Source organism: Ruegeria sp. (genome assembly GCF_965243365.1).
Classification (GTDB): Bacteria; Pseudomonadota; Alphaproteobacteria; order Rhodobacterales; family Rhodobacteraceae; genus Ruegeria.
This window is the reverse complement of the sequence record NZ_CBDEUW010000002.1, coordinates 3,138,414-3,163,839: the sequence shown is the minus strand read 5'-3', so window position 1 is coordinate 3,163,839 and position 25,426 is coordinate 3,138,414. Positions and strand designations below refer to the sequence as shown.

General features: G+C 59.1%; 24 protein-coding genes. 14 read left to right on the top strand and 10 right to left on the bottom strand.

Annotation, left to right across the window (positions count from 1 at the left end; all coding sequences use genetic code 11):
• Positions 1-18: 18 nt before the first annotated feature.
• The 4 genes from pgi to ACP0GE_RS19375 all read right to left on the bottom strand — a co-directional run bounded on the left by pgi (position 19) and on the right by ACP0GE_RS19375 (position 4,283).
• Positions 19-1,629, bottom strand: a complete 1,611-nt coding sequence (gene pgi / locus ACP0GE_RS19390) for a glucose-6-phosphate isomerase (protein ID WP_424833541.1) — start codon at positions 1,627-1,629, stop codon at positions 19-21.
• A gap of 5 nt (positions 1,630-1,634) precedes the next feature.
• Complete coding sequence (gene pgl / locus ACP0GE_RS19385) at positions 1,635-2,306, bottom strand: 6-phosphogluconolactonase (RefSeq protein WP_424833540.1); 672 nt, start codon at positions 2,304-2,306, stop codon at positions 1,635-1,637.
• Positions 2,303-3,757: a glucose-6-phosphate dehydrogenase gene (zwf, locus tag ACP0GE_RS19380; RefSeq protein WP_424833539.1), complete on the bottom strand. Its 1,455-nt coding sequence runs from the start codon at positions 3,755-3,757 to the stop codon at positions 2,303-2,305. Before zwf ends, pgl begins: the two co-directional genes overlap by 4 nt.
• Before the next feature lie 256 nt (positions 3,758-4,013).
• Entirely contained in the window at positions 4,014-4,283 is a 270-nt protein-coding gene (locus ACP0GE_RS19375; RefSeq protein WP_424833538.1) for an usg protein, read from the bottom strand.
• Between the two features lie 223 nt (positions 4,284-4,506).
• Between ACP0GE_RS19375 and gyrA the strand changes: the two genes are divergently transcribed.
• Positions 4,507-7,203 carry a DNA gyrase subunit A gene (gene gyrA / locus ACP0GE_RS19370; protein WP_424833874.1) on the top strand — a complete coding sequence of 899 codons (2,697 nt, stop codon included), beginning with the start codon at positions 4,507-4,509 and terminating at the stop codon, positions 7,201-7,203.
• Between the two features lie 126 nt (positions 7,204-7,329).
• The gene (trhA, locus tag ACP0GE_RS19365; protein ID WP_424833537.1) at positions 7,330-7,998 is read left to right on the top strand and encodes a PAQR family membrane homeostasis protein TrhA; all 669 of its coding nucleotides are present in this window, start codon (positions 7,330-7,332) and stop codon (positions 7,996-7,998) included.
• A 21-nt stretch (positions 7,999-8,019) separates the two neighbouring features.
• Here the strand turns inward: trhA and ACP0GE_RS19360 are convergent, their stop codons facing one another.
• The 3 genes from ACP0GE_RS19360 to ACP0GE_RS19350 are packed head-to-tail and all read right to left on the bottom strand — an operon-like array spanning position 8,020 to position 11,443.
• Positions 8,020-9,489, bottom strand: coding sequence for a carboxypeptidase M32 (locus ACP0GE_RS19360; protein ID WP_424833536.1), 1,470 nt, complete (start codon positions 9,487-9,489; stop codon positions 8,020-8,022).
• A gap of 4 nt (positions 9,490-9,493) precedes the next feature.
• Positions 9,494-10,639 (bottom strand): heme A synthase, encoded by a 1,146-nt coding sequence (gene ctaA / locus ACP0GE_RS19355; protein ID WP_424833535.1) that lies wholly within the window; start codon positions 10,637-10,639, stop codon positions 9,494-9,496.
• Positions 10,640-10,699: 60 nt separating this feature from the next.
• Complete coding sequence (locus ACP0GE_RS19350; protein WP_424833534.1) at positions 10,700-11,443, bottom strand: RNA methyltransferase; 744 nt, start codon at positions 11,441-11,443, stop codon at positions 10,700-10,702.
• A gap of 163 nt (positions 11,444-11,606) precedes the next feature.
• On the opposite strand from ACP0GE_RS19350, the gene ACP0GE_RS19345 reads away from it, so the two are divergent.
• The 4 genes from ACP0GE_RS19345 (at position 11,607) to ACP0GE_RS19330 (ending at position 14,827) form a co-directional block, all read left to right on the top strand.
• On the top strand, positions 11,607-12,227 hold the full coding sequence (locus tag ACP0GE_RS19345) for a thiamine phosphate synthase (protein WP_424833533.1): 621 nt from the start codon (positions 11,607-11,609) through the stop codon (positions 12,225-12,227).
• A gap of 55 nt (positions 12,228-12,282) precedes the next feature.
• Positions 12,283-13,176 carry a PfkB family carbohydrate kinase gene (locus ACP0GE_RS19340; RefSeq protein WP_424833532.1) on the top strand — a complete coding sequence of 298 codons (894 nt, stop codon included), beginning with the start codon at positions 12,283-12,285 and terminating at the stop codon, positions 13,174-13,176.
• Entirely contained in the window at positions 13,173-14,084 is a 912-nt protein-coding gene (locus ACP0GE_RS19335) for a pseudouridine-5'-phosphate glycosidase (protein WP_424833531.1), read from the top strand. Before ACP0GE_RS19340 ends, ACP0GE_RS19335 begins: the two co-directional genes overlap by 4 nt.
• A 65-nt stretch (positions 14,085-14,149) precedes the next feature.
• Positions 14,150-14,827, top strand: a complete 678-nt coding sequence (locus tag ACP0GE_RS19330) for a DUF502 domain-containing protein (protein WP_424833530.1) — start codon at positions 14,150-14,152, stop codon at positions 14,825-14,827.
• Here the strand turns inward: ACP0GE_RS19330 and ACP0GE_RS19325 are convergent, their stop codons facing one another.
• Together ACP0GE_RS19325 and ACP0GE_RS19320 are read right to left on the bottom strand one after the other, a co-directional pair.
• On the bottom strand, positions 14,828-15,853 hold the full coding sequence (locus tag ACP0GE_RS19325; RefSeq protein WP_424833529.1) for a patatin-like phospholipase family protein: 1,026 nt from the start codon (positions 15,851-15,853) through the stop codon (positions 14,828-14,830).
• 64 nt (positions 15,854-15,917) lie between these two features.
• A complete protein-coding gene (locus ACP0GE_RS19320) occupies positions 15,918-16,691 on the bottom strand; it encodes a 3-hydroxybutyrate dehydrogenase (protein ID WP_424833528.1) in 774 nt (257 codons plus the stop codon).
• A 293-nt stretch (positions 16,692-16,984) separates the two neighbouring features.
• Here ACP0GE_RS19320 and ACP0GE_RS19315 point away from each other — a divergent pair, with 293 nt between their 5' ends.
• The 5 genes from ACP0GE_RS19315 to ACP0GE_RS19295 all read left to right on the top strand — a co-directional run bounded on the left by ACP0GE_RS19315 (position 16,985) and on the right by ACP0GE_RS19295 (position 21,233).
• Entirely contained in the window at positions 16,985-18,799 is a 1,815-nt protein-coding gene (locus ACP0GE_RS19315; RefSeq protein WP_424833527.1) for an extracellular solute-binding protein, read from the top strand.
• A 32-nt stretch (positions 18,800-18,831) separates the two neighbouring features.
• A complete protein-coding gene (locus ACP0GE_RS19310) occupies positions 18,832-19,656 on the top strand; it encodes a helix-turn-helix domain-containing protein (RefSeq protein ID WP_424833526.1) in 825 nt (274 codons plus the stop codon).
• Positions 19,657-19,684: 28 nt separating this feature from the next.
• Complete coding sequence (locus tag ACP0GE_RS19305) at positions 19,685-20,161, top strand: arsenate reductase ArsC (RefSeq protein WP_424833525.1); 477 nt, start codon at positions 19,685-19,687, stop codon at positions 20,159-20,161.
• Positions 20,158-20,829, top strand: a complete 672-nt coding sequence (locus ACP0GE_RS19300; RefSeq protein WP_424833524.1) for an aquaporin — start codon at positions 20,158-20,160, stop codon at positions 20,827-20,829. Before ACP0GE_RS19305 ends, ACP0GE_RS19300 begins: the two co-directional genes overlap by 4 nt.
• A gap of 176 nt (positions 20,830-21,005) precedes the next feature.
• On the top strand, positions 21,006-21,233 hold the full coding sequence (locus tag ACP0GE_RS19295; protein WP_424833523.1) for a hypothetical protein: 228 nt from the start codon (positions 21,006-21,008) through the stop codon (positions 21,231-21,233).
• Here ACP0GE_RS19295 and ACP0GE_RS19290 read toward each other — a convergent pair.
• On the bottom strand, positions 21,230-21,853 hold the full coding sequence (locus ACP0GE_RS19290; protein ID WP_424833522.1) for a helix-turn-helix domain-containing protein: 624 nt from the start codon (positions 21,851-21,853) through the stop codon (positions 21,230-21,232). The genes ACP0GE_RS19295 and ACP0GE_RS19290 overlap by 4 nt on opposite strands.
• A gap of 65 nt (positions 21,854-21,918) precedes the next feature.
• On the opposite strand from ACP0GE_RS19290, the gene ACP0GE_RS19285 reads away from it, so the two are divergent.
• The 3 genes from ACP0GE_RS19285 (at position 21,919) to ACP0GE_RS19275 (ending at position 25,372) form a co-directional block, all read left to right on the top strand.
• On the top strand, positions 21,919-23,433 hold the full coding sequence (locus tag ACP0GE_RS19285) for a class I adenylate-forming enzyme family protein (protein ID WP_424833521.1): 1,515 nt from the start codon (positions 21,919-21,921) through the stop codon (positions 23,431-23,433).
• A complete protein-coding gene (locus ACP0GE_RS19280) occupies positions 23,430-24,089 on the top strand; it encodes a DsbA family oxidoreductase (protein ID WP_424833520.1) in 660 nt (219 codons plus the stop codon). Before ACP0GE_RS19285 ends, ACP0GE_RS19280 begins: the two co-directional genes overlap by 4 nt.
• 74 nt (positions 24,090-24,163) lie before the next feature.
• Positions 24,164-25,372: a multidrug effflux MFS transporter gene (locus tag ACP0GE_RS19275; protein ID WP_424833519.1), complete on the top strand. Its 1,209-nt coding sequence runs from the start codon at positions 24,164-24,166 to the stop codon at positions 25,370-25,372.
• The last annotated feature ends 54 nt before the right edge of the window (positions 25,373-25,426 follow it).

Below are 25,426 nucleotides of genomic sequence, written 5' to 3'. Positions count from 1 at the left end.
TCTACCGGCGATCAGCCATCACCCGCGATGCCGCAGAGCGTACTCGACAAGCGCAGCAGTCGAGCCATCCTTACCCTCTGCGCTGGTTTCGCCGTCTACAACGGGCCCAAGCGACGTCGCCAGTTCCTTGCCCAATTCAACGCCCCATTGGTCAAAGGAATTGATCCCCAGCAGAACGCCCTCGACAAACACCCGGTGCTCGTACAAGGCGATAATCTGGCCCAGCACGAAAGGTGTAAGTTTTGGATAGATAAGCGTGGTCGATGGACGGTTGCCCGGGAACACTCTGTGACGGGCCTGACGTTCAAGCTCATCACCCTCAAGGCCTTTTGCAGCCATGCGATCACGGGCTTCGCTTAAAGATCGGCCGCGCATCAGCGCCTCGGACTGGGCCAGGCAGTTAGCCAGTAACAGCCTGTGGTGGTGCGCCAGTTCGGGTTCGTGACCTTCGGCGGCCACCATAAACTCGCAAGGGATTACATCCGTCCCCTGATGGATCAACTGATAGAAAGCATGTTGGCCGTTGGTGCCGGGCTCTCCCCATACAACCGGGCCAGATGGCACCGTCAGCGCGCTGCCGTCCATGGCAACGGACTTGCCGTTCGATTCCATCTCAAGCTGCTGGAAATAGGCTGGCAGGCGCAGCAGACGCTGGTCGTAAGGCAGAACGGCGCGGCTGCTATGGTTCAGCACCTGACGATGCCAGATGCCGACCAGCGCCAGCATGACCGGAACGCTTTCAGACCATTCCGCGGACCGAAAATGCAGATCCATCGCTTGCCCGCCCCGGAGAAATGCGTCAAATGCGTTTGACCCCACAGCAATCATCACCGGCAGGCCCACCGGTCCCCAGACCGAATACCGCCCGCCGACCCAATCGGAAAAGCCAAAGACACGGCTGTCGAGGATGTTAAATGCCGATGTTTTATCCAAAGCGCTGGATACAGCGGCAAATTGCAGCGCAGGGTCACCACCGCCATCCTGCACCCACGCCCGTGCAGTACGGGCATTGGTCATGGTTTCAATGGTAGTAAAGGTCTTGGAGGCGACAATGATTAACGTCCGGGTCGGATCAAGCTGGCGCAGAGTATCGGCGATATGGGCGCCATCGACATTGGACACGTAATGCAGCCTTGGCCCGTCGTGATAGGGCGCCAACGCATGGGTTGCCATCACCGGTCCGAGATCAGATCCGCCGATGCCGATATTCACCACATCCGTGAAACTGCCCCCCGGGCCAGCAATCGCCCCACCCCGCACTTCTTCGGCAAAAACGCGCATGCGCTGTAGCGTGTCGAGAACGTCAGGCATAACATCTTGCCCGTCCACCTCAACCGGTCCGCCGTCCAGATTGCGCAGGGCCGTGTGCAGAACGGCCCGCCCCTCGGTTTCGTTAATCTTCGCGCCTGAAAACATCGCATCGCGGCGTTCCGTAAGCCCGGCCTCGTCGCACAGCTTGATCAACCCATCACGGATGTCTGCGTCGATCTGTGTTTTGGAGTAATCAAACAGCAGATCCCCGGTCGAGGCCGAAAAATCCTGCGCCCGGTTCGAATCTGCCGCAAACAGGTCAAGAATACGTGTGCCGGCACCCCGCGCGGCCAGGGATTGGAGTTGATCTGAACGCATCCCGCTTACTCCGCCCAATGCACGGTCATACCGCTGAGCACAGCCGCGATCGGGGCCTCTTCGGGCGGCAGTGACATCGCCCGTTCCAATGAATCGCGTTTGGCCGAACCGTAAATGACCAAATGCTTGGACAGCGCTCCGTCAAGGATTGGGGCCGTCAGGGTAATACGGGCCTCCGGCTGCACCTCGGTCCGGGCGACGGCCAGCGTCGGGGCATGGCTTTCCAGCGCAGCCTCCAACCCTTCCATGCCGGGAAACAGCGAGGCGGTGTGCATATCTTCCCCCATCCCCAACACCAGCACCAACAAAGGCAACACCGGCGCGATCAGCGTTTCGACCTCGGCCAGAGCGGCTTCGGGGTCGCGCCCCGGCACAAAAAGCGGCACATATTCCGCAACCGAAGCCCGGTTGGTCAACAGGCGGTCCCGGATCAGCCGTTCGTTCGAACGTTCGTGATCTGCGGGGACGCAACGCTCATCGGTTGGCAAAACACGGACGCGGTCCCATTCCAGATCGGCGGCGCACAGCACGTCAAACACCGGCCCTGGGGTCGTCCCCCCCGGCACCGCGAACGAAACCAGATCGTGATGCAGCAAGGCGGATTCCAAATCTCCGGCCAAGACGTTGGCCACGTCGATCGCCAGCATGTCGCGATCTGCATATTCCTGTATCTTCATGGCTTTATCCCCTGCCAGCGGCGACCGTCTCGTTTCATCAGCAGCTCGGCGTCGCCGGGGCCGGTACTGCCGCTATCATATGGTTTGGGCACATCTCCCCGCGCTTGCCACCCGGCGATAACCGGATCGGTCCAGGCCCAGGCGGCCTCAACCTCATCCCCGCGCATGAAAAGCGTCTGATTGCCTCGGATCACATCCATCACGAGCCGTTCATAGGCATCGGGCGGGTCCTGGTTTTCCGGCCCCAAGGCCTCGGCAAAGCTCATATCCAGCGGCACATCGACCAATCGCATCCCGCCCTGCCCCGGCTCTTTGATCGTTACCTTCAGCGTAATCCCCTCATTCGGTTGCAACCGGATAGATAAGGCGTTCGCGTGCCGCCCCGCTTCCTCACCAAAGATCGAGTGCGGCGCGTCCTTGAAAAGCACGTTGATCACCGATGACCGCGCCACCAGTCTTTTGCCGGTTCGCAGATAGAACGGCGTGCCAGCCCACCGCCAGTTGCTGATATGGGCGCGCAAGGCAACGTAGCTTTCGGTGGTCGAGCGTGGATTGCCCACAACCTCTCGATACCCCGGCCCATCCGGCCCGGCGGCAAACTGCCCCCGCACGATGTGATGAGGTTCCACGGGGTCCAACGCCCGAATGACCTTCAGCTTTTCGTCCCGCACGGCATTTGGATCAAACTTCGCCGGAGGTTCCATCGCGATCAGGCACAACAGCTGCATCAGATGGTTCTGCACCATATCCCGCATGGCGCCAGCGCGTTCATAATATTCCTCGCGCCCATCAATCCCGACAGTTTCAGCAACCGTAATCTGGATGTGATCGACATATTGGCTGTTCCACAGGGGTTCGAACAGCATATTCCCGAACCGCACCGCCATCAGGTTCTGAACCGTCTCTTTGCCCAGATAGTGGTCGATACGGTAAATCTGGCTTTCCGAGAAATGCGCGGCCAACGTGGCATTCAATGCCTGCGCACTTTGCAGATCATGCCCAAAGGGTTTTTCGACCACGATCCGGGTTTCTGTATTGGCCAGCCCACTGGCATTTATCCGCTCGGCCAACGGTCCGAACAATCGCGGCCCAACCGAGAAATAAAATGCCCGGATGCGGTCCTCCCGCAGTTTTCCAGCCAGTTCTGACCATCCAGAGTCGGACAACGCATCCAGCGCGACATAATCGACATTAGCCAGAAATCCGTTCAGCGCTTTAAGGTCTTTTGCCCTTTTGGGTACATGCCGGTTCAAAGAGACGGAGACCATTTCCCGAAACGCGTTTACGTCCAACTCTCCTCGCGCCGCCGCAATTATCCGGGCATCGGCAGACCATTGCCCCGCGCAATAGCGGCGAAACAGGGCCGGCAAAATCTTGCGCTGCGCCAGATCGCCGGTACCACCAAAAATGACCAGATCAAATGGGTCGACAGGGATGACGCGTGAAACCATGGGTTGTCCTTACCTTGCCATCCCGGGTATGTCCAATGTTAGCGCCACCATAGTCGCATTATTTGCCCGCAAATCATCCAATAACCCGCCCTGTCCTTCACATAGGCAGGCTTCGGTACAGATTGATGACAAAAATCGGGATATACCAGTGGATATGCGTGAAAACCCGGCGAACAGAGCCACGCATCACCCCTGCAGGCGCTCAAAGTTTCGGAAAGGTCGGCATCCGGTCACGGTCAGAAATACCGTCCGAATGCTAATTCACGCGGAATTCACCCACCATGTTGCGCCATTCCCCAGGCGCGATCATCTTGCGATGAGTGAACCGGACCGAGTGCAACGGCCCTTCGATCTCGCGCTGCCAGAATTCAACGAATTCAAACAATTTCGGATGATCCGGAGCCAGATCGTAATCCTGCCAGATGAATGTATTCAGAACGTGGATATAGTCGGGCATGTGGTAGAAAAACTCTGCCGTTGTCAGCCCGTATCCCTTGAGCATTAATTCTGTTTCGCTTTGCTCCATGCAGACCTCCAATTTCTTGCAAGGTCTCTTCAGGGTAACATCAAAACCACCTAATACTTGGATAACAAGATGTTACTTCAGTGTTACTGTGGTTTTTTGCACGCAGATTCGTTGCTTGCTTGCACCTTATGTGCTGGGTCTGATAAGGTGCATCCACAAGATATAGAGTCTGCATAAAGAACGGGCAGTTTACGTGAGCGATACGCCAGAGACCCCTGAAAACATGGATGAAACCCCGCCAGAGCGCCCTGTCTATGACGGCCCGACGGTCTCCATCGAATCCGAAATGCGCACGTCCTATCTGGACTATGCGATGTCGGTCATCGTCAGTCGCGCGATTCCTGATCTGCGCGACGGGCTGAAACCGGTGCATCGGCGCATCCTGTACGCCATGCACGAAACCGGGAACACGCACGACAAGGCCTATCGCAAGTCGGCCCGTCCGGTTGGCGATGTGATGGGTAAATACCACCCGCATGGGGACTCGGCTATCTATGACGCGCTTGTACGCATGGCGCAGGATTTCTCGATGTCGCTGCCGCTTCTGGACGGACAGGGCAACTTTGGCTCGATGGATGGCGATAACCCCGCTGCCATGCGTTATACCGAAGTGCGGATGGACAAGCCTGCCTCTGCCTTGTTGGCCGATATCGAAAAAGAGACGGTTGATTTTCAGGACAACTATGACGGCAAGGACCGGGAGCCAACCGTCCTGCCCGCCCGTTTCCCCAACATGCTGGTCAATGGCGCCGGTGGTATCGCGGTGGGCATGGCGACCAACATTCCCCCGCATAACTTGGGCGAAGTGGTCGACGCGACGCTGGCGCTGATCGATGATCCGGATCTGACCTCGGAACAGCTGATCGAATATGTCCCCGGCCCTGACTTCCCGACCGGGGGCGTCATGCTGGGTCGGTCCGGTGCGCGCAAGGCCTATCTGGAAGGCCGTGGCAGCGTCATCATCCGCGCCAAGACTCGCACTGAAGAGATTCGCAAGGACCGCTACGCCATTGTTGTGGATGAGATCCCCTATCAGGTGAACAAGGCCTCGATGATCGAAAAGATCGCCGAAGCGGTGCGTGAAAAGCGGATCGAAGGCGTGTCCCACGTGCAGGACGAGTCCGACCGCAACGGCGTCCGCGTTGTAGTCGAACTGAAACGCGACGCAACGCCTGAGGTTGTGCTGAACCAGCTCTATCGCTTCTCGCCGATGCAAACGTCCTTCGGCTGCAACATGTTGGCCCTGAATGGTGGCCGCCCCGAGCAGCTAACCCTGCGCCGGTTCCTGACATCCTTCATCGATTTCCGCGAGGATGTTGTTGCGCGCCGTACCGCCTATGACTTGCGCAAAGCACGCGAACGCAGCCACATCCTTTGTGGTCTGGCCGTGGCCGTTTCAAACGTAGACGAGGTGGTCGCCACGATCCGTTCGTCGGCAGACGCCGCCGAGGCGCGTGAAAAGCTGATGACGCGCCGCTGGCCCGCGTCCGAAATCGAGGGCTATCTGCGCCTGATCGACGATCCGCTGTCCAAGATGAACGACGATGGCACCTATAACCTGACCGAGGTTCAAGCCCGCGCCATCCTCGACCTGCGCCTGCAACGCCTGACCCAACTGGGTGTTAAAGAGGTCACGGACGAGCTGGAAGAACTCGCCGCCAAGATCAAGGAATACCTGGAAATTCTGTCCTCGCGCGAGCGCATCATGAGCATCATCGCCGACGAACTGCGCAGCGTCCGTGAGCAGTTCGCCGTCGACCGTCGGACCGAGATCGTCGACTGGTCCGGCGACATGGAAGACGAAGACCTGATCGAACGTGAGGATATGGTCGTGACCGTCACCTCGGGCGGTTACATCAAGCGCACGCCGCTGGCCGATTTCCGTGCCCAAAAGCGTGGCGGCAAGGGCCTATCGGGAATGCAGACCAAGGAAGAGGATGTTGTTACCAACCTCTTCGTGGCGAACACGCACACGCAACTGCTGTTCTTCACCACCGAAGGTATGGTCTACAAGCTCAAGACATGGCGCCTGCCGCAGTCCAGCCGGACCGGCAAAGGCAAGGCAATCGTCAACATCCTGCCGATCCCAACGGGCGTTTCCATCGCGGCGATCATGCCCGTGGATGTGCCGGATGAAGAATGGGAAAACCTGCAGATCGTGTTCGCCACCAGCGCGGGCGATGTGCGCCGTAACCGCCTGTCGGATTTCACCAATGTCCGCCGCAACGGCAAGATCGCGATGAAGCTGCCCGAAGGCGTGGAGCTGGTAAATGCCCGCATCTGCTCGGAAGAAGAAGACGTGATGCTGGTCACCAATTCGGGCCGCGCGATCCGTTTCCGCACCACGGATGTGCGCGTGTTTAACTCTCGCGAATCCACCGGTGTACGCGGTATCAAGCTGACCAATGGCGACCGAGTGGTCTCGATGTCCGTGATCCGCCACTTCGAGGCCGACCCGGATGAGCGCGCTGCGTATCTGAAGCGGCGCCGCGCCGTAGCCGGTCTGACCGACGATTCGGAATCTACAGACGAAGAGGTCAACGAACTCGCAACAATTACGCAGGAACGCTACGCCGAGATGTCGGCGGCGGAAAACCTGATCCTGACCATTACAACCGGCGGCGCGGGCAAGCTGAGTTCCAGCCACGACTACCCCGTTCGCGGACGCGGCGGTATGGGTGTGGCGGCCATGGACAAGGCGATGCGCGGCGGCGAATTGGTCGCCTCGTTCCCAGTTGAAATCGACGACCAGATCATGCTGGCCACCACCAAAGGTCAGTCAATCCGGGTGCCGGTGGATGGCATTTCCTTCCGATCCCGTTCGGCTGGTGGCGTTAAAGTCTTCAACACCGGCAAAGGCGAGGAAGTCGTCAGCGTCGCCTGGATCGCTGATCAGGGTGATGAAGAAGCCGAAGAATAACATAGCACTACAGAAGTGAAACAAAACGCCTGTTTTGCGGGCGTTTTTTTCTGTATTAGCTCACGTTCCCGCCAATGGGCGGCTGGCGGGCTTGTCCGCGGTCCACAGCACGCCTAGCTTTTTTGTATGAGGTCTTTCGCCCATATCCGCCCAGCCTACAGCCGCGCTGAACGCGTCAGTGACGGTGTTGTTCATGTGCTTGGCGTGTCTTCGGCGGTCATTGCCGTTCCTATGCTCATCATCATGACGGTCTTCCATCGGTCCGACCCTGCGGCCGTACTGGGCGCTTCGATCTATGGCGTGACGCTGGTTCTGATGCTGACCCTCTCGGCGCTCTACAACATGATCGAACATGACGAGTGGGGAGAGTTCCTGCGCCGCCTCGATCATTCAGGCATCTACGTGAAGATCGCGGGGACCTATACGCCCTTCCTGCTGCTGTCTGCCTCGCAACCGCCGGGGCTTTTGCTTGGCTTATGGTCTTCGGCGACGCTGGGCACGGTTCTGAAGATGGTCGATCCAAACCGCTTCCGCTGGTTCGGGCTGGCGCTGTACCTGCTGATGGGCTGGGCCGCGGTCTGGGCGGGTCAATCCATGCTGGCCGAGCTTTCGCCGGGCACATTGACCCTGATGATCGCTGGCGGCCTCATCTATACCGCTGGCGTGGTCTTCTATCTTTTGGACTGGCTACCCTATCACAACACAATCTGGCATGTATTCGTATTAGCCGGAAGCGGCCTGTTCTTCGCCGCTGTCGCCCTGCGTATCGAAATGGTGCCGTCCTTGCCCGCTTGAGGCTGACACAGTCAGCGAGGCCTATAGCCCGTACAGCGCCCCAAACTTGTCCTCCAGATAAGCCAGCAGCGGTTCAGGCCCCGGCTCAACTCCACTGGCACGCTGGATGACCTCGCGCGGGGCAAAAAGTCCGCCATGTTGCTGGACGTGCTCGCGAAGCCAGCCCGTGGCACCGGACGTATCGCCAGCAGCCAACTGCCCTTCCAACCCGGGAACCGCCACGCGCAGCGCCTGATACAGGCAACCGGCATAGACATTGCCCAGCGAGTAGGTCGGGAAATACCCAAACAAGCCAACCGACCAGTGCACATCCTGCAAGCACCCGTTCGAGGGCTTGTCGACAGCATAACCGAAATCGGCCTTGAAACGATCATTCCACGCGGCCTCCAGATCGCCGACCTGCAGGTCCCCGGCCATCAGGGCGCGTTCAAGATCGAAGCGCAGCATGATGTGCAGGTTGTACTGCACCTCATCCGCCTCGGTCCGGATGTAGCCGTTATGGACGCGGTTCACCGTGGCGTAGAACGCATCTGCGTCAGCGATCCCGAAATCCCCAAAGACGTCTTTCATCTGATCGAACAACCAGCCGGTGAAGGCGCGCGAGCGGCCTAACTGGTTTTCATAGATCCGGCTTTGGCTTTCATGCACACCCATCGACACGCCCTGCCCCAGCGGCGTCAGCAGATAGTCGCGGTTGATACCCTGTTCATATGCCGCGTGACCGACCTCATGAATGGTCGAGTAGAAACAGTTGAACGGATCGGTTTCGCTGGTCCGCGTGGTGATACGTACGTCCAGCCCGCTGCCCGAGCTGAACGGATGCACCGCCTTGTCGACGCGCCCGTTGTTCAGATCATAGCCAAAAGCCACCGCCAGCTTTTGCGACAGTTGCATCTGGGCCAGTTCGTCGAAGCGGCCCGTTACTGCCGCAGGCTCCGGCCGGTCCAGTACGGCGGCGCGCAAAGCCACCAGACGCGGGCGCATCTCGTTGAAGATCGCGGCGATTTGGGCGCCGGTCGTGTAGGGTTCGTAATCCTCGACCATGGCGTCATAGATATCGCCCCCCTGCGCCAGCGCCTCGCCTTCCTGACGTTTCAGCGCGACGACCTCTTCCAGCACCGGCAGGAAAGCAGCCACATCCTCATCCGCCCGCGCTTGCGCCCAGGTTCCCTGAGCGGCCGAAGTCACACGCGCAATTGCCGTTGCCAGATCGGCTGGCACTTTGACGGCCCGGTCATAGGCGCGGCGGATTTCACGCAGCTGCGCCTTGCCCACCTCGTCCTGGGGGGCCGCCTGCTCCAGCCAATCGGCCACGCGCGGGTCAGAACGGCGGGCATGCAGAACGGCCTCAATCGCTGCCATTTCCTCGGCCCGCTGCGCGGCTGCCCCACGCGGCATGACGGTTTCCTGATCCCAACCCAGCCGCCCGGCAATCTGGCCCAATGCAGAGGTTTCGCGCTGAAAGGCCATCAGGTCGTTAAATGCAGTCATTGAGTTATACTCCGCGCACAGAAGTTGCGATTGGATAGGCTGTCAGGAACCTTGCACGCAGGATCAGGGTCCAGACAACGACAGCCATGAACTGGTGGAAAATGGCGATCTGCCACGGGGCCGCATAAACAACAGTCACGATGCCCACGACAACCTGCAGCGAGAGCGCCGCGAAGGCCGCGTTGAAAGCGAACCGCGTTTGCGGGTGGGCGCTGGTCTGGCCGCGTCGCCAGACGATAAACGCGAAGATGAACAGCAAGTACCCGACGCAGCGATGGATAAATTGCACCAGACCTGGGCTTTCGAAAAAGTTCCGCCACATCGGCTCTAGCATGGTCGCGTCGGGCGGCAGCAACTGGCCGCCGATCAAAGGCCAGTCGGTATAGGACCGCCCCGCATCGATGCCCGCAACCAGCGCCCCAATGAGTATTTGCAAAAAGGTGAAATGCAGCAAACCAGTGGACAACGAGAACGGTTTGGCCTCTTTCGCACGGCGGGCCTGCATGAGGTCGCGTTCTTCACGTCCCAGTTCAAAGATATACCAGGCGAGAAAGCCGAGGATCACAAAAGCCAACCCGAGATGCACGGCGAGACGATAACTGGCAACAGCCGTCATCCCCTCACCCTGAGTGACGCCCGAGGCGACCATCCACCAGCCAACTGCGCCCTGAACGCCGCCCAGGACGCCTGGAATCAGCAGCTTGCCGGTCCATCCGGTTGGAATCTTGCGCGCCGCAAGGAATCCAAAGAACCCAATCGCCCAGACCAGCCCGATCACGCGGCCCAACTGACGATGGCCCCATTCCCACCAGTAAATGGTTTTGAAATCATCCAGTTCCATCCACTGGTTCTGAATGCGCCACTGGTCGATCTCTTTGTACTTGTCGAATTCCGCCTGCCAATCCGCTTCAGTCATCGGCGGAATGGCCCCTGTGATCGGACGCCATTCGGTGATCGAGAGACCGCTATCGGTCAGGCGGGTCAATCCGCCGATGGCAATCATCACCACCACGAGTGCGAACAGGATCATCAGCCAAGCCCGGATCGCATTCCGCGCGCCGCCGCGACCGCGATCAATCATGCCGGGCTGAACCGCTTCTTGTTTCTGGTCGCCCGAGACCTCTTCGAAGATGCTGCGCTTGCCGCTCATGCTGGCCTCATATCCTTGATTTCGTCGCAAGCTAGGGCGTTGCCGGACCGAGGTCCAGCCTTAGCCCTTCTCCTTCCAACGGACCATCTGACGCATGATCCCGTGCAGCATCTGCACATCGGCCCGCGTCATCCGCATCCGCGACCACAAATTGCGCAGATTGACCTTCATCCCTTCGGCCTTTTCGGGCGGGTAGAAAAACCCGGCCTGTTCCAGCCGGTCTTCGTAGTGTTCGACCAGCTTTTCAACCTCGATCCCCGTGGCCCAGTCACCCTTTCCCAGATCGGTGGCTTCGTGAACAACGTCACCCGTCTGGCGCATCCACTCATAGGCTGTCAGCAACACACATTGCCCAAGGTTCAACGAGGCATATTCGGGGTTCACAGGGACTGAGATGATCGCATTGGCCTTGGCGATATCTTCATTCTCCAGCCCTGCCCGCTCGGGGCCAAACAGCACGGCAACCTTCTCACCCGCTGCCACTTTCTCGGCCGCGATCTGCATGGCGCGTTCGGGGCTGTAAACCGGCTTGGTCAACCCGCGCTGCCGTGCTGTGGTGGCAAAGACGAATGTATTGTCGGCCAGCGCGCCTGCCAGATCGTCAAACAACTGCGCCTCATCCAGCAGCCGCCCGGCCCCGCTGGACATCGCCACGGCCTTGGGGTTCGGCCACCCGTCGCGCGGCGCCACGATCCGCATCCGGTCCAGCCCGAAATTCCACATCGCCCGCGCGGCCGCACCGATGTTTTCACCCATTTGCGGGCGCACGAGCACAAAAGATGGCTGGGATGTATCGCTGGGCATGGCTCACTCCGAAAAACTCCGCCTGCTCTAATCGCGACATAAACCAAGGGCAAGCCGCCCTGGCTTCTTCTGTTCCTAAATACCTCCGCCGGAGGCTAAAAAGTTTGCTTCCCCCGCTCAATCGGCTAAACCGCGCCACAGACTGAACACCGAAGGACGCGCCATGGACACCTCCGAGCAGCCGCAGATTTACCTGATCACGCCTCCGACCATCGCGCTGAGCACATTCCCCGATCAGTTGGGCCGCGTGCTGGACGGGGTCGAAATTGCGTGTATTCGCCTTGCTCTGGCGGGAAGCGACGAAGACACCATCTCGCGTGCCGCCGATGCATGCCGCGAAGTAGCGCATGCGCGCGATGTGGCCATCGTGATTTCCAACCATGTGCTGCTGGCGCAGCGCTTGGGTCTGGACGGGGTGCATCTGGATGACGGCGCGCGGTCCATCCGGGCCGCCCGCAAAGAACTGGGCGCAGACGCGATTGTCGGCAGCTTCTGCGGGGCTTCCAGCCATGACGGCATGACAGCAGGCGAGCATGGTGCGGATTACGTCGCCTTCGGCCCGGTCGGCACAGCCACACTGGGCGATGGGACGCAGGCCGAAAAAGACCTGTTCCAGTGGTGGTCCGAGATGATCGAAGTCCCGGTTGTCGCCGAAGGCGGCCTGACACCCGAATTGGTCCGCGATCTGACTCACAGCACCGATTTCTTTGGTATCGGCGATGAGATCTGGTCGCAGGATAACTCTCTGGACGCGCTGAACACTCTGCTTGCTGCAATGCGCTGAGCAATGTGAGCGTTAACCCTTGCGCCCGCGCCGGGGCTGCGGCATGACACGGGGCATGACTCAGAACAGCGGAATCCTGTGTATCGGCTCGGTCCTGTGGGATATTATCGGGCGCTCTGCCAGTGCCATGCGGCAAGGATCAGACGTGCCGGGCCGCATCACCCGCCTGCCCGGCGGCGTGGCCATGAATATCGCCATGACACTGGTGCGTTTCGGCATGACCCCGACGCTTCTGACTGCCATTGGCCGCGACCCCGAAGGGGATGAACTGGTTCACGCCTGTTCGCGTCTTGGGATGGTCACGGATCACGTATATCGCTCGCAAGACCTGCCGACGGATCGCTACATGGCCGTCGAAGGGGCAAATGGGCTGATTGCCGCAATCGCCGATGCGCATTCGCTGGAAGCTGCAGGAGCCAAGATCCTGCGCCCCTTATTGCACGGGCCTTTAGGGTTTGAGAACACGCCCTATGAAGGGCCCATTGCGCTGGACGGCAATCTGACTTTGGACCTGCTGGAAGAGATCGCCCAAAGCCCCGCCTTTGCGCGTGCCGACCTGCGCGTTGCCCCGGCCTCACCCGGCAAAGCCGAGCGTCTGCTGCCATTTCTGAAACACGCCCGCGCGACACTCTATGTAAACCTCGAAGAGGCCGGGATCTTGTGCCAGCGCGAATTCGACGATTCCGAATCTGCCGCCAAAGGGCTGCTGGATCGCGGCGCGCTGCGGGTGCTGGTCACCGATGGTGGTAACTCGGCCACAATCGGGGACGCCGATGAAATCCTGACCCAAAAGCCCCCATCTGTACTTGTCACACGCGTAACAGGCGCAGGCGATACGTTCATGGCGGCTCACATCGCATCAGAATCTGGCGGCGCATCCAATGACGCGGCCCTGACACGCGCCTTGCACGCAGCCGCCACCTATGTTTCCGGAGAAACCCCACTGTGATCGACATCCAATACTCTGCCGAGGTCCGCGCCGCTAAACAGGCAGGCCAGCCCATCGTCGCGCTGGAAAGCACCATCATTACCCACGGCATGCCTTACCCGCAAAATGTCGAGGTCGCCGCGCAGGTCGAACAGGATATCCGCGATGCAGGCGCAACACCTGCGACAATCGCAGTGATCGGGGGGAAGCTGCATGTCGGTCTGGAACCCGAACAATTGCAACGGCTTGGCACCGCCCAGGGCGTCGCCAAAATCTCGCGCGCAGACATGGCGGCCTGTATCGCCACGGGTGGCACCGGTGCAACCACGGTCGCCGCCACCATGATCGCTGCACATTTTGCCGGTATCGATGTCTTTGCGACCGGAGGGATCGGCGGCGTCCATCAGGGGGCCGAGACCTCATTCGACATCTCCGCCGACCTGCATGAACTGGCGCAGACCCCTGTGACCGTCGTCGCCGCCGGGGCCAAAGCCATCCTCGACCTGGCAAAAACGCTGGAGGTTCTCGAAACGCTGGGCGTACCGGTTATCGCCCACGGTCAGGATGAATTCCCGGCCTTCTGGTCAGCCAAATCCCCCCTTCCGGCGCCATTGCGTATGGACACCCCTGAAGAGATCGCCAAAGCACATGCCACCCGTCGCGCGCTGGGTTTGCCCGGCGGACAGTTGGTTGCCAACCCAATTCCCATCACCGACCAAATCCCGGCCGAAGAACTGGCCCCGATCATTGCCGCGGCGCAGGCGGATGCCGAAGCGCATCGGATCACGGGTAAGGACGTTACGCCTTATCTACTGCAACGGATTTTTGAAAAGACCGAAGGCCGCTCGCTCACCGCCAATATCGCTTTGGTGCGCAACAACGCACGGCTGGCCGCTGGAATCGCGCGGGCGCTGTCGGATGTCGCGTAGTTCTGCCCTATTGTACCAAAGCGCAGGACTGATTAACTAAATCCGCAAAATCACTCAGGACCGCAATGAACACACCATTTGACGAAGAACCCCATCGCCGCCCGGGCTTGTTTTCCCGGTTGCGTGGGTCGTTTCTGACGGGCATCGTCGTCATTGCTCCGGTCTGGCTGACGGTCTGGCTCATCTGGTCCGTTGTTGGCTGGATTGACAGCGCGGTTCTGCCACTGGTTCCGCAACGCTTCCAGCCGCAGGAATATGTCGGCATCAACCTGCGCGGCGTGGGCGTGATCATATTCCTGATCTTTACAGTGATCGTCGGCTGGATCGCCAAGGGCATCCTGGGTCGGTCCCTGATCCATTTCGCCGAAAGCGTCGTGGACCGTATGCCGGTTGTCCGCTCGGTCTATTCCGGCATCAAGCAAATCTCGGAAACCGTCTTTGCCCAGACGGAACGGTCATTCGAAAAAGCGTGCCTGATCCAATATCCGCGCCGCGGCATCTGGGCCATCGGTTTCGTCTCAACAACGGCCCGTGGCGAAGTCAGCCAACGGGCCGAAACAAGCGGCGAGTTGCTGAGCGTGTTTGTTCCCACAACGCCCAACCCGACATCCGGTTTCCTGCTGTTCTTCCCGGCAGAAGACGTAATCCTGCTGGACATGTCCATCGAAGACGCCGCGAAACTGGTTATCTCCGCAGGCTTGGTATATCCGAACGAGAAAGACCCGACGCAACCGCTAGAATGATCACCCGAACATCGCAGGCAGATCGACGGTGCTCCGCTCGCCCAGATCAGCCTTGTGATCGCGCAGGAACTGATGCGCGGCGGCCTGGCCCGCTTGCTTCAACCTGTGCAGAACAATCGGGTTCGGCACCGTCTTGGTCGCGGCTGACAGGTCGTTCATCAACGCATCATCTGCAATCATGTGCACCAGCACGCGGCTCATCTCGCCCGCCTTCAACTTACCTTCAGACAGCAGACGCTGCACGAAATTGATCGCCCGGAGCTCGCGAAACAGGGATGAGTTGAAACTGATCTCGTTGATCCGGTTCTGAATCTGCTGCGGCGTCTTCGGAACCTCACCGCGCTCCAGCGGGTTGATATTCACGATCACTACGTCCTCTGGCAGGCCATCGTTGAACAAAGGATAAAGGGCCGGATTGCCGGTAAACCCCCCGTCCCAATAAGCCTCGGTCCGGCCAGATTTGGGGTCATAAATCTCGACCGCCTGAAACAGGTTCGGCAAACAGGCCGAGGCAAGGATGGCATCCGTTGAAATCTCCCGCCCTTTGAAAACACGTATCTTGCCGCTGCGCACACAGGTGGCACACACGAACAGGCCCGGGCCGTCATCAGCACAAATCTCGTCGAAATTGAACCGGTCCACGACCGCTTCCAACGGATTTTTGTAAAATGGACCATAGGCATACGGCGATACCAACCGCGACCACGCATCCGCCATCGAGAACGGCGCCGCGTATTCCAAAGCCTGAGCGATATGCGCCGGTTCCACGCCACGCATCCAATGCGCGATCCGCATATCGCCTACCGCCCCCATACGCTTCCACAGTCCGTCCAAACACTCACGCGCGCCTTCCCGGCCTGCGCGCACCATCCCGGACTTGAAAGCCGCGCCGTTCAGCGCGCCTGCCGACGTTCCCGTAATCGCGGCAACCTCAATGTCCTCTTCATCCAGAAACCGATCAAGCACGCCCCAGGTAAACGCCCCATGCGCCCCACCGCCCTGCAAAGCCAGATTGAGTCTTTTCACGCGCACGCCCCTTCTTCTGTTCAGAAATACCTCGGGGGTATGGGGGCAGAGCCCCCATCCGACCTCACAACGACGTCCAACCCCCATCGACCGAGATCGTCGTTCCAGTGATCTGCGCCGCAGCATCGGAACATAAGAACACCGTTGTTCCGCCGAGTTGTTCGACCGTCGCAAACTCTTTCGACGGCTGCCGTTCCAACAAGATGTTCTTCACCACATCCTCCCGGCTCATGTTGTACTCCCTCATCGTGTCGGGAATCTGCGATTCGACAAGCGGGGTCAGAACGTAACCCGGGCAGATGGCGTTGCAGGTGATCGGCTCCTGCGCCGTCTCCAGCGCCACGGTTTTGGTCATGCCGACCACCCCGTGCTTGGCTGCCACATAGGCCGCCTTGTACGGAGACGCGGTCAATCCGTGCGCCGAAGCGATATTCACCACCCGTCCCCAGCCGGCCTCGCGCATCATCGGTAGCGCGGCTGCGGTCGTGTGAAAGACCGAGTTCATGTTGATCGCAATAATAGCATCCCATTTTTCGACCGGAAACTGATCGATCGCGGCGACATGCTGAATGCCTGCGTTGTTCACCAGAATATCGCAGGCCCCCGCCTGTTCGATCAGCGCGCGGCATTCATCGCCTTTTGACATGTCCGCCTTGATGTAGCGCGCATTGGTTCCTGTCTCCTTGCCGATCTCCGCGGCAAGTGCATGATCCTCGTCCCGATCCGTAAATGAGTTCAGAACCACATCGGCCCCGGCCTTGGCCAGTTCGCGCGCAACGCCCAGTCCAATCCCCGAATTCGATCCTGTGATGATGGCAGTTTTTCCCGACAGGCTCATGGCCGTTCTCCGTCTCATGTCCAATTTGCGGACACAGTGCCATGCTGCACTTGCAAAGAAAACGGGGAATGATATGGGCCATGCCTCAGGGCAGATTCTGCATAAAAAAACGCCCGCACGAAGCGGGCGTTAAGTTATTGAGGCAGGTTTCATACAGGCAAGAAACCTATCGAGCAGTGCATCCTTTATAAGCAATTCCTTGCATCCGTCCAAGCTAAAAGTTTGAAAATAAGAAAAATCATCGGTACGATGAATCCCAAACAAAATAAGGCCAGAGCAGGATTGTTTCCAAAATGAGTGCCAATTATCTCCGACCCGTTCTTCCTGCAATTGCGGGAATCACCGCCGTTTTTTCCGCATCCCTGGCCCTGGCAGATTCGAGTCACGGCATAGCTATGTACGGAGACCCTGCTCTACCACCGGATTTTGTGTCTTTGCCCTATGCAAATCCGGACGCGCCCAAAGGTGGGAAGGTCGTTTTTGGAAATACGGGCGGCTATAACAGTTTGAACCCGTTTGTGCAAAAAGGCACGTCACCCTGGCAATTGCGATTTTGGACCCATGAAAGCCTGATGGGCCGATCCTGGGACGAACCTTTCACTCTTTACGGCCTCTTAGCCGAATCAGTTGAGACAGCAGATGACCGGTCCTGGGTCGAATTCACGCTTCGGGAAAACGCCCGTTTTTCCGACGGTAGCCCGGTCACTGTGGACGACGTGATCTGGTCGTATGAGACTCTGGGAACCGAGGGGCACCTGCGGTATCGCGGCCTCTGGGGAAAAATAGACAGCATTGAACAGACGGGGCCACGCAGTGTTCGGATCACCTTTAATACCCCGGACCGTGAACTTGCCCTGATCGCCGGGATGCGCCCGATCCTGCAAAAATCACAGTGGGAGGGGAAAGACTTTGCCGATGCATCACTGCATGATGTGCCAATTGGCACCGGGCCCTACGTGATCGACGATTATGAAGCGGGCCGCTATGTGAACCTGCGCCGCAATCCGGATTACTGGGGCGCCGATATTCCGTTTCGCAAGGGCACCATGAATCTGGACGATATGCGGATCGAGTTTTATGGCGACGGCACTGTCCTGTTCGAGGCCTTCAAAGCCGGAGAACTGTCGGCTGTCCGCGAATTCAATGCCGACAAATGGGACACCCAATATGGCTTTCCTGCCGTTCAGCGTGGCGACGTGATCAAAACGGAAATCCCGCATGGTAAGCCTTCGGGCATGACCGGGTTCGTGATGAATACACGCAAAGCGCCTTTCGATGACTGGCGCGTACGCGAGGCGCTGGCGCTGGCCTTCAATTTCGAGTTCATCAACGACACGATCACCGGCGGCGCGCAGCCGCGGATCACGTCCTACTTCTCGGGATCAGAGCTTGCGATGCAGCCGGGTGAGGCGACAGGCAAGGTTAAAGACCTGCTACTGCCTTATGCCGATGATCTGCCTCCGGGCACTATCGAAGGTTACACCCCACCCGAGGGCGATGGGTCGGCTCGTAATCGTGCCAATATCCGCGCCGCCACCAGGCTGTTGGCCGAGGCAGGATGGACCATCAAGGACGGCGTGCTGCGCAATGAAAAAGGCGACCCCTTTACGATCACGGTCCTTCTGCAACAGGGCGACACGGATAACCAGACCGCGATCGACATCTATATCGGAGCGCTGGAGCGTCTGGGCATTCAAGTCACCGTAGACAAGGTGGACGCCGCGCAGTTTACCGAGCGGACCGCGGATCTTGATTTTGACATGACCATCTTCCGCCGCGCTTTGTCATTGTCTCCGGGGAATGAGCAACGTCTGTATTGGGGCAGCGAAAACGCCAACACGCCGGGTACACGCAACCTTATGGGCGTCGCCTCGCCCGCTGTGGACGGGTTGATCGACGCGATGCTGACCTCGGAAAGCCGTGAGGATTTCGTGGCCGCCACCCGCGCGTTGGACCGGGTACTGACCGCTGGGCGCTATGTCATTCCGATCTGGAGTTTTGATGTTGGCCGTATCGCCCACGCCAAAGAGCTGAAATTCCCCGAGGTTCTGCCAATTTACGGAGACGGGCCGGAATATATGCCACAAGTCTGGTGGTATCAGGATTGACCTGAGCACTCTATTTCCATAATTCATGAATTATGGAAATAGAGATACACGACAGATTGAGCGCATTGGCGCACCCCAAACGGCTGGACCTGTTTCAGCTGCTGATGCGCCGCTACCCGGATTCTGTGCCCGCCGGAGAAATCGCCGACGCTCTGGCACTGAAACCAAACACAACGTCGACCTATCTGAATGCGCTGAAGGCGGCTGAGTTGATCGTTCAGTCGCGCACCGGCACATCTCTGCATTATTCAGCCAATCTGCCTGCCGTGCGGGGCCTGTTCAACGGGCTTCTGGGCGATTGCTGCCAAAACCGTCCCGACCTCTGCCTGCAAACCTCCGGAGATCCAATCATGACCAGCCCTGACCGCGTTCTGAACGCGCTGTTTATCTGCACCGGCAACTCGGCCCGTTCGATCATGGCCGAAGCAATCCTGAACGCCGAAGGTAACGGACAGTTTCGCGCATATTCGGCTGGCACCGCCCCCTCGGGCCAACCACACCCCGAAGTGATCGAGCTGTTGAGTCAGAAAGACTATGAGATATCCAACCTGCGCTCGAAATCCGTCGATGAATTCGCTAGTGACGCAGCTCCGCAAATGGATTTTGTTTTCACGGTCTGCGATCACGCCGCCAACGAAGCCTGCCCCACATGGCCGGGCCAACCGATGAGCGCCCATTGGGGTCTGGCCGACCCGGTAAAGACCGAAGGCACCGATGCGCAGAAACATCTGGCATTCCAGCAGGCTTATGGCCTGCTGCGCAACCGGATCACAGCCTTTGTCAGCCTGCCGTTTGAAACGCTCGACCGTATTTCCCTGCAACATAAGGTGGACGACATCGGTCGCATGGCCGAGTGATCCACGCCCACTCCAAGGACTCTTCCAAATGAACATACTTGTTCTGTGTACCGGCAACTCAGCCCGGTCGATCCTGTTGGAATCGATCTTCAATCATACCAGCGATGGTCGATTGCGCGCATTCTCGGCCGGCTCGAACCCTACTGGGAAAGTACATCCTCAATCTCTGACCCTGTTGGAAAGTGTAGGCCACGACCTGTCCGACTCTCGGTCAAAAAGCTGGGATGAATTCGCCGCTGACGACGCCCCCGAGATGGATATGGTGATTACGGTGTGCGGATCGGCGGCCGAGGAAACCTGCCCCGTGTGGCCCGGTGCCCCGGTGCGCGCCCATTGGGGTGTCAAGGATCCCGCAGCCGCGTCCGAGGAGGACTGGGACGAGGCCTTTCGTACCGCTTACGATATTCTCGGGCGTCGCGCAGCGGCTTTGCTGGACCTGCCGGTCGAGACCCTGGGCAACGCTGAACTAACCGCGCAACTCAAACGTATCGGAGACATCCAATGAGCGCCCGCCAGTATTTCGCCGAGTTTCTGGGCACCGCCTTCCTGCTGATTGGTGTTGTCGGATCAGGGATCATGGCCCAGACCCTGTCCGACGGAAACATTGCGCTGGCGCTGCTGGCGAACGCGATTGCGACGGGCTGCATGCTCTACGCGATCATCACGACGCTGGGGCCGGTTTCCGGTGCGCATTTCAATCCGGCGGTTACACTGGCCTTTGCCCTGCGCGGCGAACACCCATGGGCTGCCGTCGCCCCCTACATGGTGGTGCAGATCGCAGGCGGGATCATGGGTGTCTGGGCCTGCCACTATATGTTCGACCTGCCGATTCTTCAGACATCCGAAACCCTGCACCGCACCGGATCGCACCAGTGGTTCTCGGAAATCATCGCCACGCTGGGCCTGCTGTTCGTGATTTTCGGCGGAATTCGGCACAAACCCGATACGGTACCAGCGCTTGTGGGCCTCTATATCACTGGCGCCTACTGGTACACGTCATCCACAAGTTTTGCCAATCCGGCGGTAACCATCGCAAGAGGCTTTACCGATACTTTCGCAGGCATCTACCCAGCGCATATTCCGATGTTCATCGTGATGCAGATTATTGCAGTGTTTATCGGGCACATAGTTCTGAACTGGCTGTTCAAGGCTGAAGACACACAAACCAGTTAACCGGCCTTTTGCGTCAGGCGATTCAACTCGCTGCGGGATCACCGCAGTGGGTTTTTTTGCATCGGATGCGCACCAACAACCTGCGACATTTTGTCATGTGCGCAGCCCAGCCACCCACTCCTTACGCTGTTTCGGGGGAGAGCAGTCCTGAAACCGGAATAAAGGAAGGCTCGCAGATGTTGAACTGGGCTGATCTGACGCAAGATTGGGGAGCGTCTTACGCACGTGCAAAACGCAGGTTTCCAAACCTGCGGGACAAGGACATGGCGCGTGTGCGCAACGATCGCAAACAATTTGAAGCCTATCTTGCCGAACGCCACCATCTGACCGTGAACGAAGCACACGAAGAGCTTGAGGATTTTCTGTTTACCGAGTCCCTGAACCGCGAAGCCAAGCTGCTTTAGGTCAGCGAAGTTACCCAAAGGATTGTCGCATCCTCGTCGCTCACGGATATGACATTGTGGCCCATACTACCGTCGTAATAAGCGCTGTCCCCGCGGCGCATTTCGACGGGTTCGTAGAATTCGGTATATAGCCGCACGATACCGGTTAGCACATACATGAATTCTTCGCCGTCGTGGCGCACCCAACCATCAAACTCATCCATCGACCGGGCCCGCACACGGGCACGATAGGGAAGCATCTGCTTTTTGGTCAGCGTATCTGCCAGCAGCTCATGTTCATATGTGGCAGTGGGATGAGCGGTTCCGGCCCCCATCTTTGTCACCGCCATGCGCCCGATCACCTGATCGCGTTGCGGCGCGGTGAAAAGCTGCGGCACTGAGATTTCGAGCCCGGTCGCCAGCTTTTTCAGCGCCTCATAGGTCGGCGACATTTGACCGTTTTCAATTTTGCTGAGGGTCGAGCGCGCCAGCCCCGCCTGATTGGCCGCCTGCTCCAGCGTCCAGTTCCGCGCCTTGCGCAATTCGCGCACCCGCGCGCCTAGGTCCAAGGGTTCAACATGGGTATCCGTCCCATTGTCGCGGGCAATGCGGATCAGGGATTTGGGGTCGCTTGAGGTCATGACGCACTCTATAGGCGCAGCGCACCGTGCTTGCAACGCGACAGAGGCCGCGATAGCCAGATGGCATGCTGTCTGTATTCGATCAGGGCTCGCCACCGCCATGCCCCGCGCCATTCAACATGGCCGCGCATGTGCTGCGTCAGGCCGGGCGTCTTGCGAACAAAACGGCCCTGTCGATCCTTGGCGAAACAGGCACCGAGGATTGGAGCTTTGCCGATCTGGAATCAGCCATTCTTGGCACAGGCACGGGCCTGTTGCAGGCCGGTCTGAACCCCGGAGATATCGTGCTTATGCGCCTGGGGAACTCGGTCGAGTTTCCTATCGCCTATTTGGGTGCAATTGCGGTTGGGGTCATCCCTGTACCCACTTCGGCCCAACTGACCGAGCCGGAAACCGCCCAGATAATCTCGGACCTGTCACCAGCGGCCGTTTTGCGTGACCCGTCCATCGCCTGCGCGCCGCATCCAAAGCAGGTGGAGCTGGATCAGCTAACCCGGATGCGCGATCTGCCGCCCGCTGCTTTCGCCATGGGCAATCCGAACCGGCTGGCTTACGTGGTTTATACGTCGGGCACCTCGGGCAATCCCCGTGCAGTGGCGCATGCCCACAGGGCGATCTGGGCGCGGCAGATGATGGTGGATGGATGGTATGGGTTGCGTGAAAACGACCGGCTATGCCACGCGGGCGCGTTCAACTGGACATACACTCTGGGCACAGGGCTGATGGATCCGTGGACCATTGGTGCAACGGCACTGATCCCGCACCCCGACACAGAACTGGCCAACCTGCCCGCCCTGCTGCGCCGACACAAGGCGTCGATCTTTGCTGCCGCCCCGGGTGTGTATCGAAAACTTCTACAGCGGCCTCTGCCTGACTTACCCGATCTGCGGCACGGCCTCTGCGCCGGAGAAAAGCTGTCCCGCCCTTTGCACGAACACTGGATGCAAGCCACCGGCACCCAACTGTACGAAGCCTACGGCATGTCCGAATGTTCAACCTTCGTCTCGTCAAACCCAACCCATCCGGCCCAGGGCGAAGCGCTGGGCCGACCTCAGCCCGGGCGGCGCGTTGCGATTCTCGGCCCTGATGGCCCGGTGCCTCAAGGGCAGGAAGGCACCATTGCGGTCCACAGGGACGATCCCGGCCTGATGCTGACCTATCTCAACGCCCCGGGCGAGGCCGAGGCCCGCATGCAGGGCGATTGGTTTCTGACCGGAGATCAGGGGGTCATGGCCGTAGATGGACAAATCACATATCTGGGCCGTAACGACGATATGATGAACGCAGGCGGCTATCGGGTCTCACCGGTCGAGGTCGAAGCGGTACTGTCCCATCATCCGGGCATCGCGCAGGCCGGAGCCGCCGCGGTCGAGGTCAAGCCAGACACATTTGTGATAGCCGCCTTCTATACCGGCCCTGAAGAACTGGACGAAGCCGCCTTGCAGGCCTATGTGTCCGACAAGTTGGCGCGTTACAAACAACCACGCGTCTTTGTCCATCTGCCTGCTCTGCCCACGGGCGGTAACGGAAAACTCCTGCGCCGCGCCCTGCCGGCCTATTTCAAGGCGACGCCTGAATGACCCAGACCGTCAAACTCGATATCATGTCCGATCCGATCTGCCCGTGGTGCTATATCGGCAAGACCCATCTGGACAAGGCGCTGGCGGACGTGCCCAACCATCCCTTTGTCATCGAATGGCATCCGTTCCAATTGAATCCCGATATGCCAGACGGCGGTATGGACCGGCGCGCGTATCTTGAGCAGAAATTTGGCGGCAAGGATGGCGCTGTGCGTGCCTATGCACCGGTTGTCGAACATGCCGAAAACGCCGGGCTGAGTATTGATTTCGAAGGAATGAAGCGCACCCCGAACACACTGGATGCGCACCGACTGATCCACTGGGCCGGGATTGAGGGCAAGCAAAACGATGTCGTGGACGCCCTGTTCAACGCCTATTTTGTCGAGGCGCGCGACATCGGCGATCACGAGGTTCTGGGCGATATCGCGGACGGTGTTGGGATGGACGCCGCCGTTGTGCAGAAGCTGCTAAAGTCGGACTCGGACCGCGAGGATATCCGCAACCGCGATGCACATTCGCGACAGATGGGTGTCAACTCCGTGCCAACCTTTATCGTTGCCAACCAACACGCAGTGCCGGGCGCCCAACCGCCAGAACTATGGGGCCAGGTGATTGCCGAAATCATGTCTCAGATTGAGGGTTCCTCTGCAGAATAGCACATATCGCTGTGCATTTTCCTGACTAGCCCGACCTGCCCCGCCGTGATAGCGCAATTGGGAAGGAGTCCCCAATGTCCAACCGCATGTCACGGGGCGAGTTCATCGCCCTGATCGCGATGATGTTCGCGACTATTGCCTTTTCGATTGATTCCATGCTGCCCGCGCTGCCCGAGATCGGCGCACAGCTGAGCCCGGATGATCTGAACAAGGCGCAGCTGATCCTGACCTCATTTGTTTTGGGCATGGGGATCGGCACATTCTTCACCGGACCGATTTCAGACGCGGTCGGGCGCAAGCCGGTGATTTATGGCGGTGTGAGTCTGTATATTCTGGCCTCAGCCGTGGCCTGGGCCAGTTCCTCACTCGAACTTGTTCTGGCTGCTCGCGTGGTACAAGGGCTTGGTGCTGCCGGTCCGCGGGTGGTCGCCATGGCCATCATACGTGACCTTTATGCAGGTCGGGAAATGGCGCGGATCGTGTCCATTGCGATGATGATCTTTACGCTGGTTCCAGCCGCCGCGCCGATGCTGGGCGCAGGTGTGATCGCGTTGGTAGGCTGGCGCGGAATTTTTGTGGCCTTCATTTTGTTTGCACTGATCATCGTCTTGTGGATGGCCGCGCGACTGCCGGAATCCCTGCCCGTTGAAAACCGCCGCCCGTTCCGGCTGCCTTTGATGGTCGCGGCTGCGCAGGAAATGTTTGCCCATCCGACAGTTCGACTGTCGATTCTGGTTCAGACCCTTTGCATGGGTATGCTTTTTACCATGCTGACAATGGTACAGCCGGTCTATGACGTGATCCACGACCGGGCAGATAGCTTTCCGTTCTGGTTCGCTGTTGTTGCCATTGTCTCCGGTTCTGCCAGCCTGTTGAACGCCGCTATTGTGGTGCGTGTGGGCATGCGCCGGATCGTGACCTGGGCGCTGGGGGCGCAGATATTGATCACATCGGGTGTCATCGTTCTGCACATGACCAACCTGTCGCCGCAAGGGGGCTTCGCATTGTTCGTCTTCTGGCAAACCACCGTGTTCTTTATGGCCGGAGTAACGATGGGCAACCTGAACGCTATCGCAATGGAACCGATGGGCCATATTGCCGGTATGGCGGCCTCGGTCATCGGATCGATTTCCACCGTTCTGGCGGCTGCGATCGCTGCACCTGTGGGCCTGTTGTTCGATGGCTCGATCACGCCGCTGACAACAGGTGTTCTGGCAATGTGCATTTTGGCATTCGGTTTCATGCTGCATATGGGCCGGATCGAAAATCGAGTGCCTGCCTGATCTGTCCAGCCCGGACGAAACACGTTAACCTTCCCTCAATTCGAGGGGAGAGTT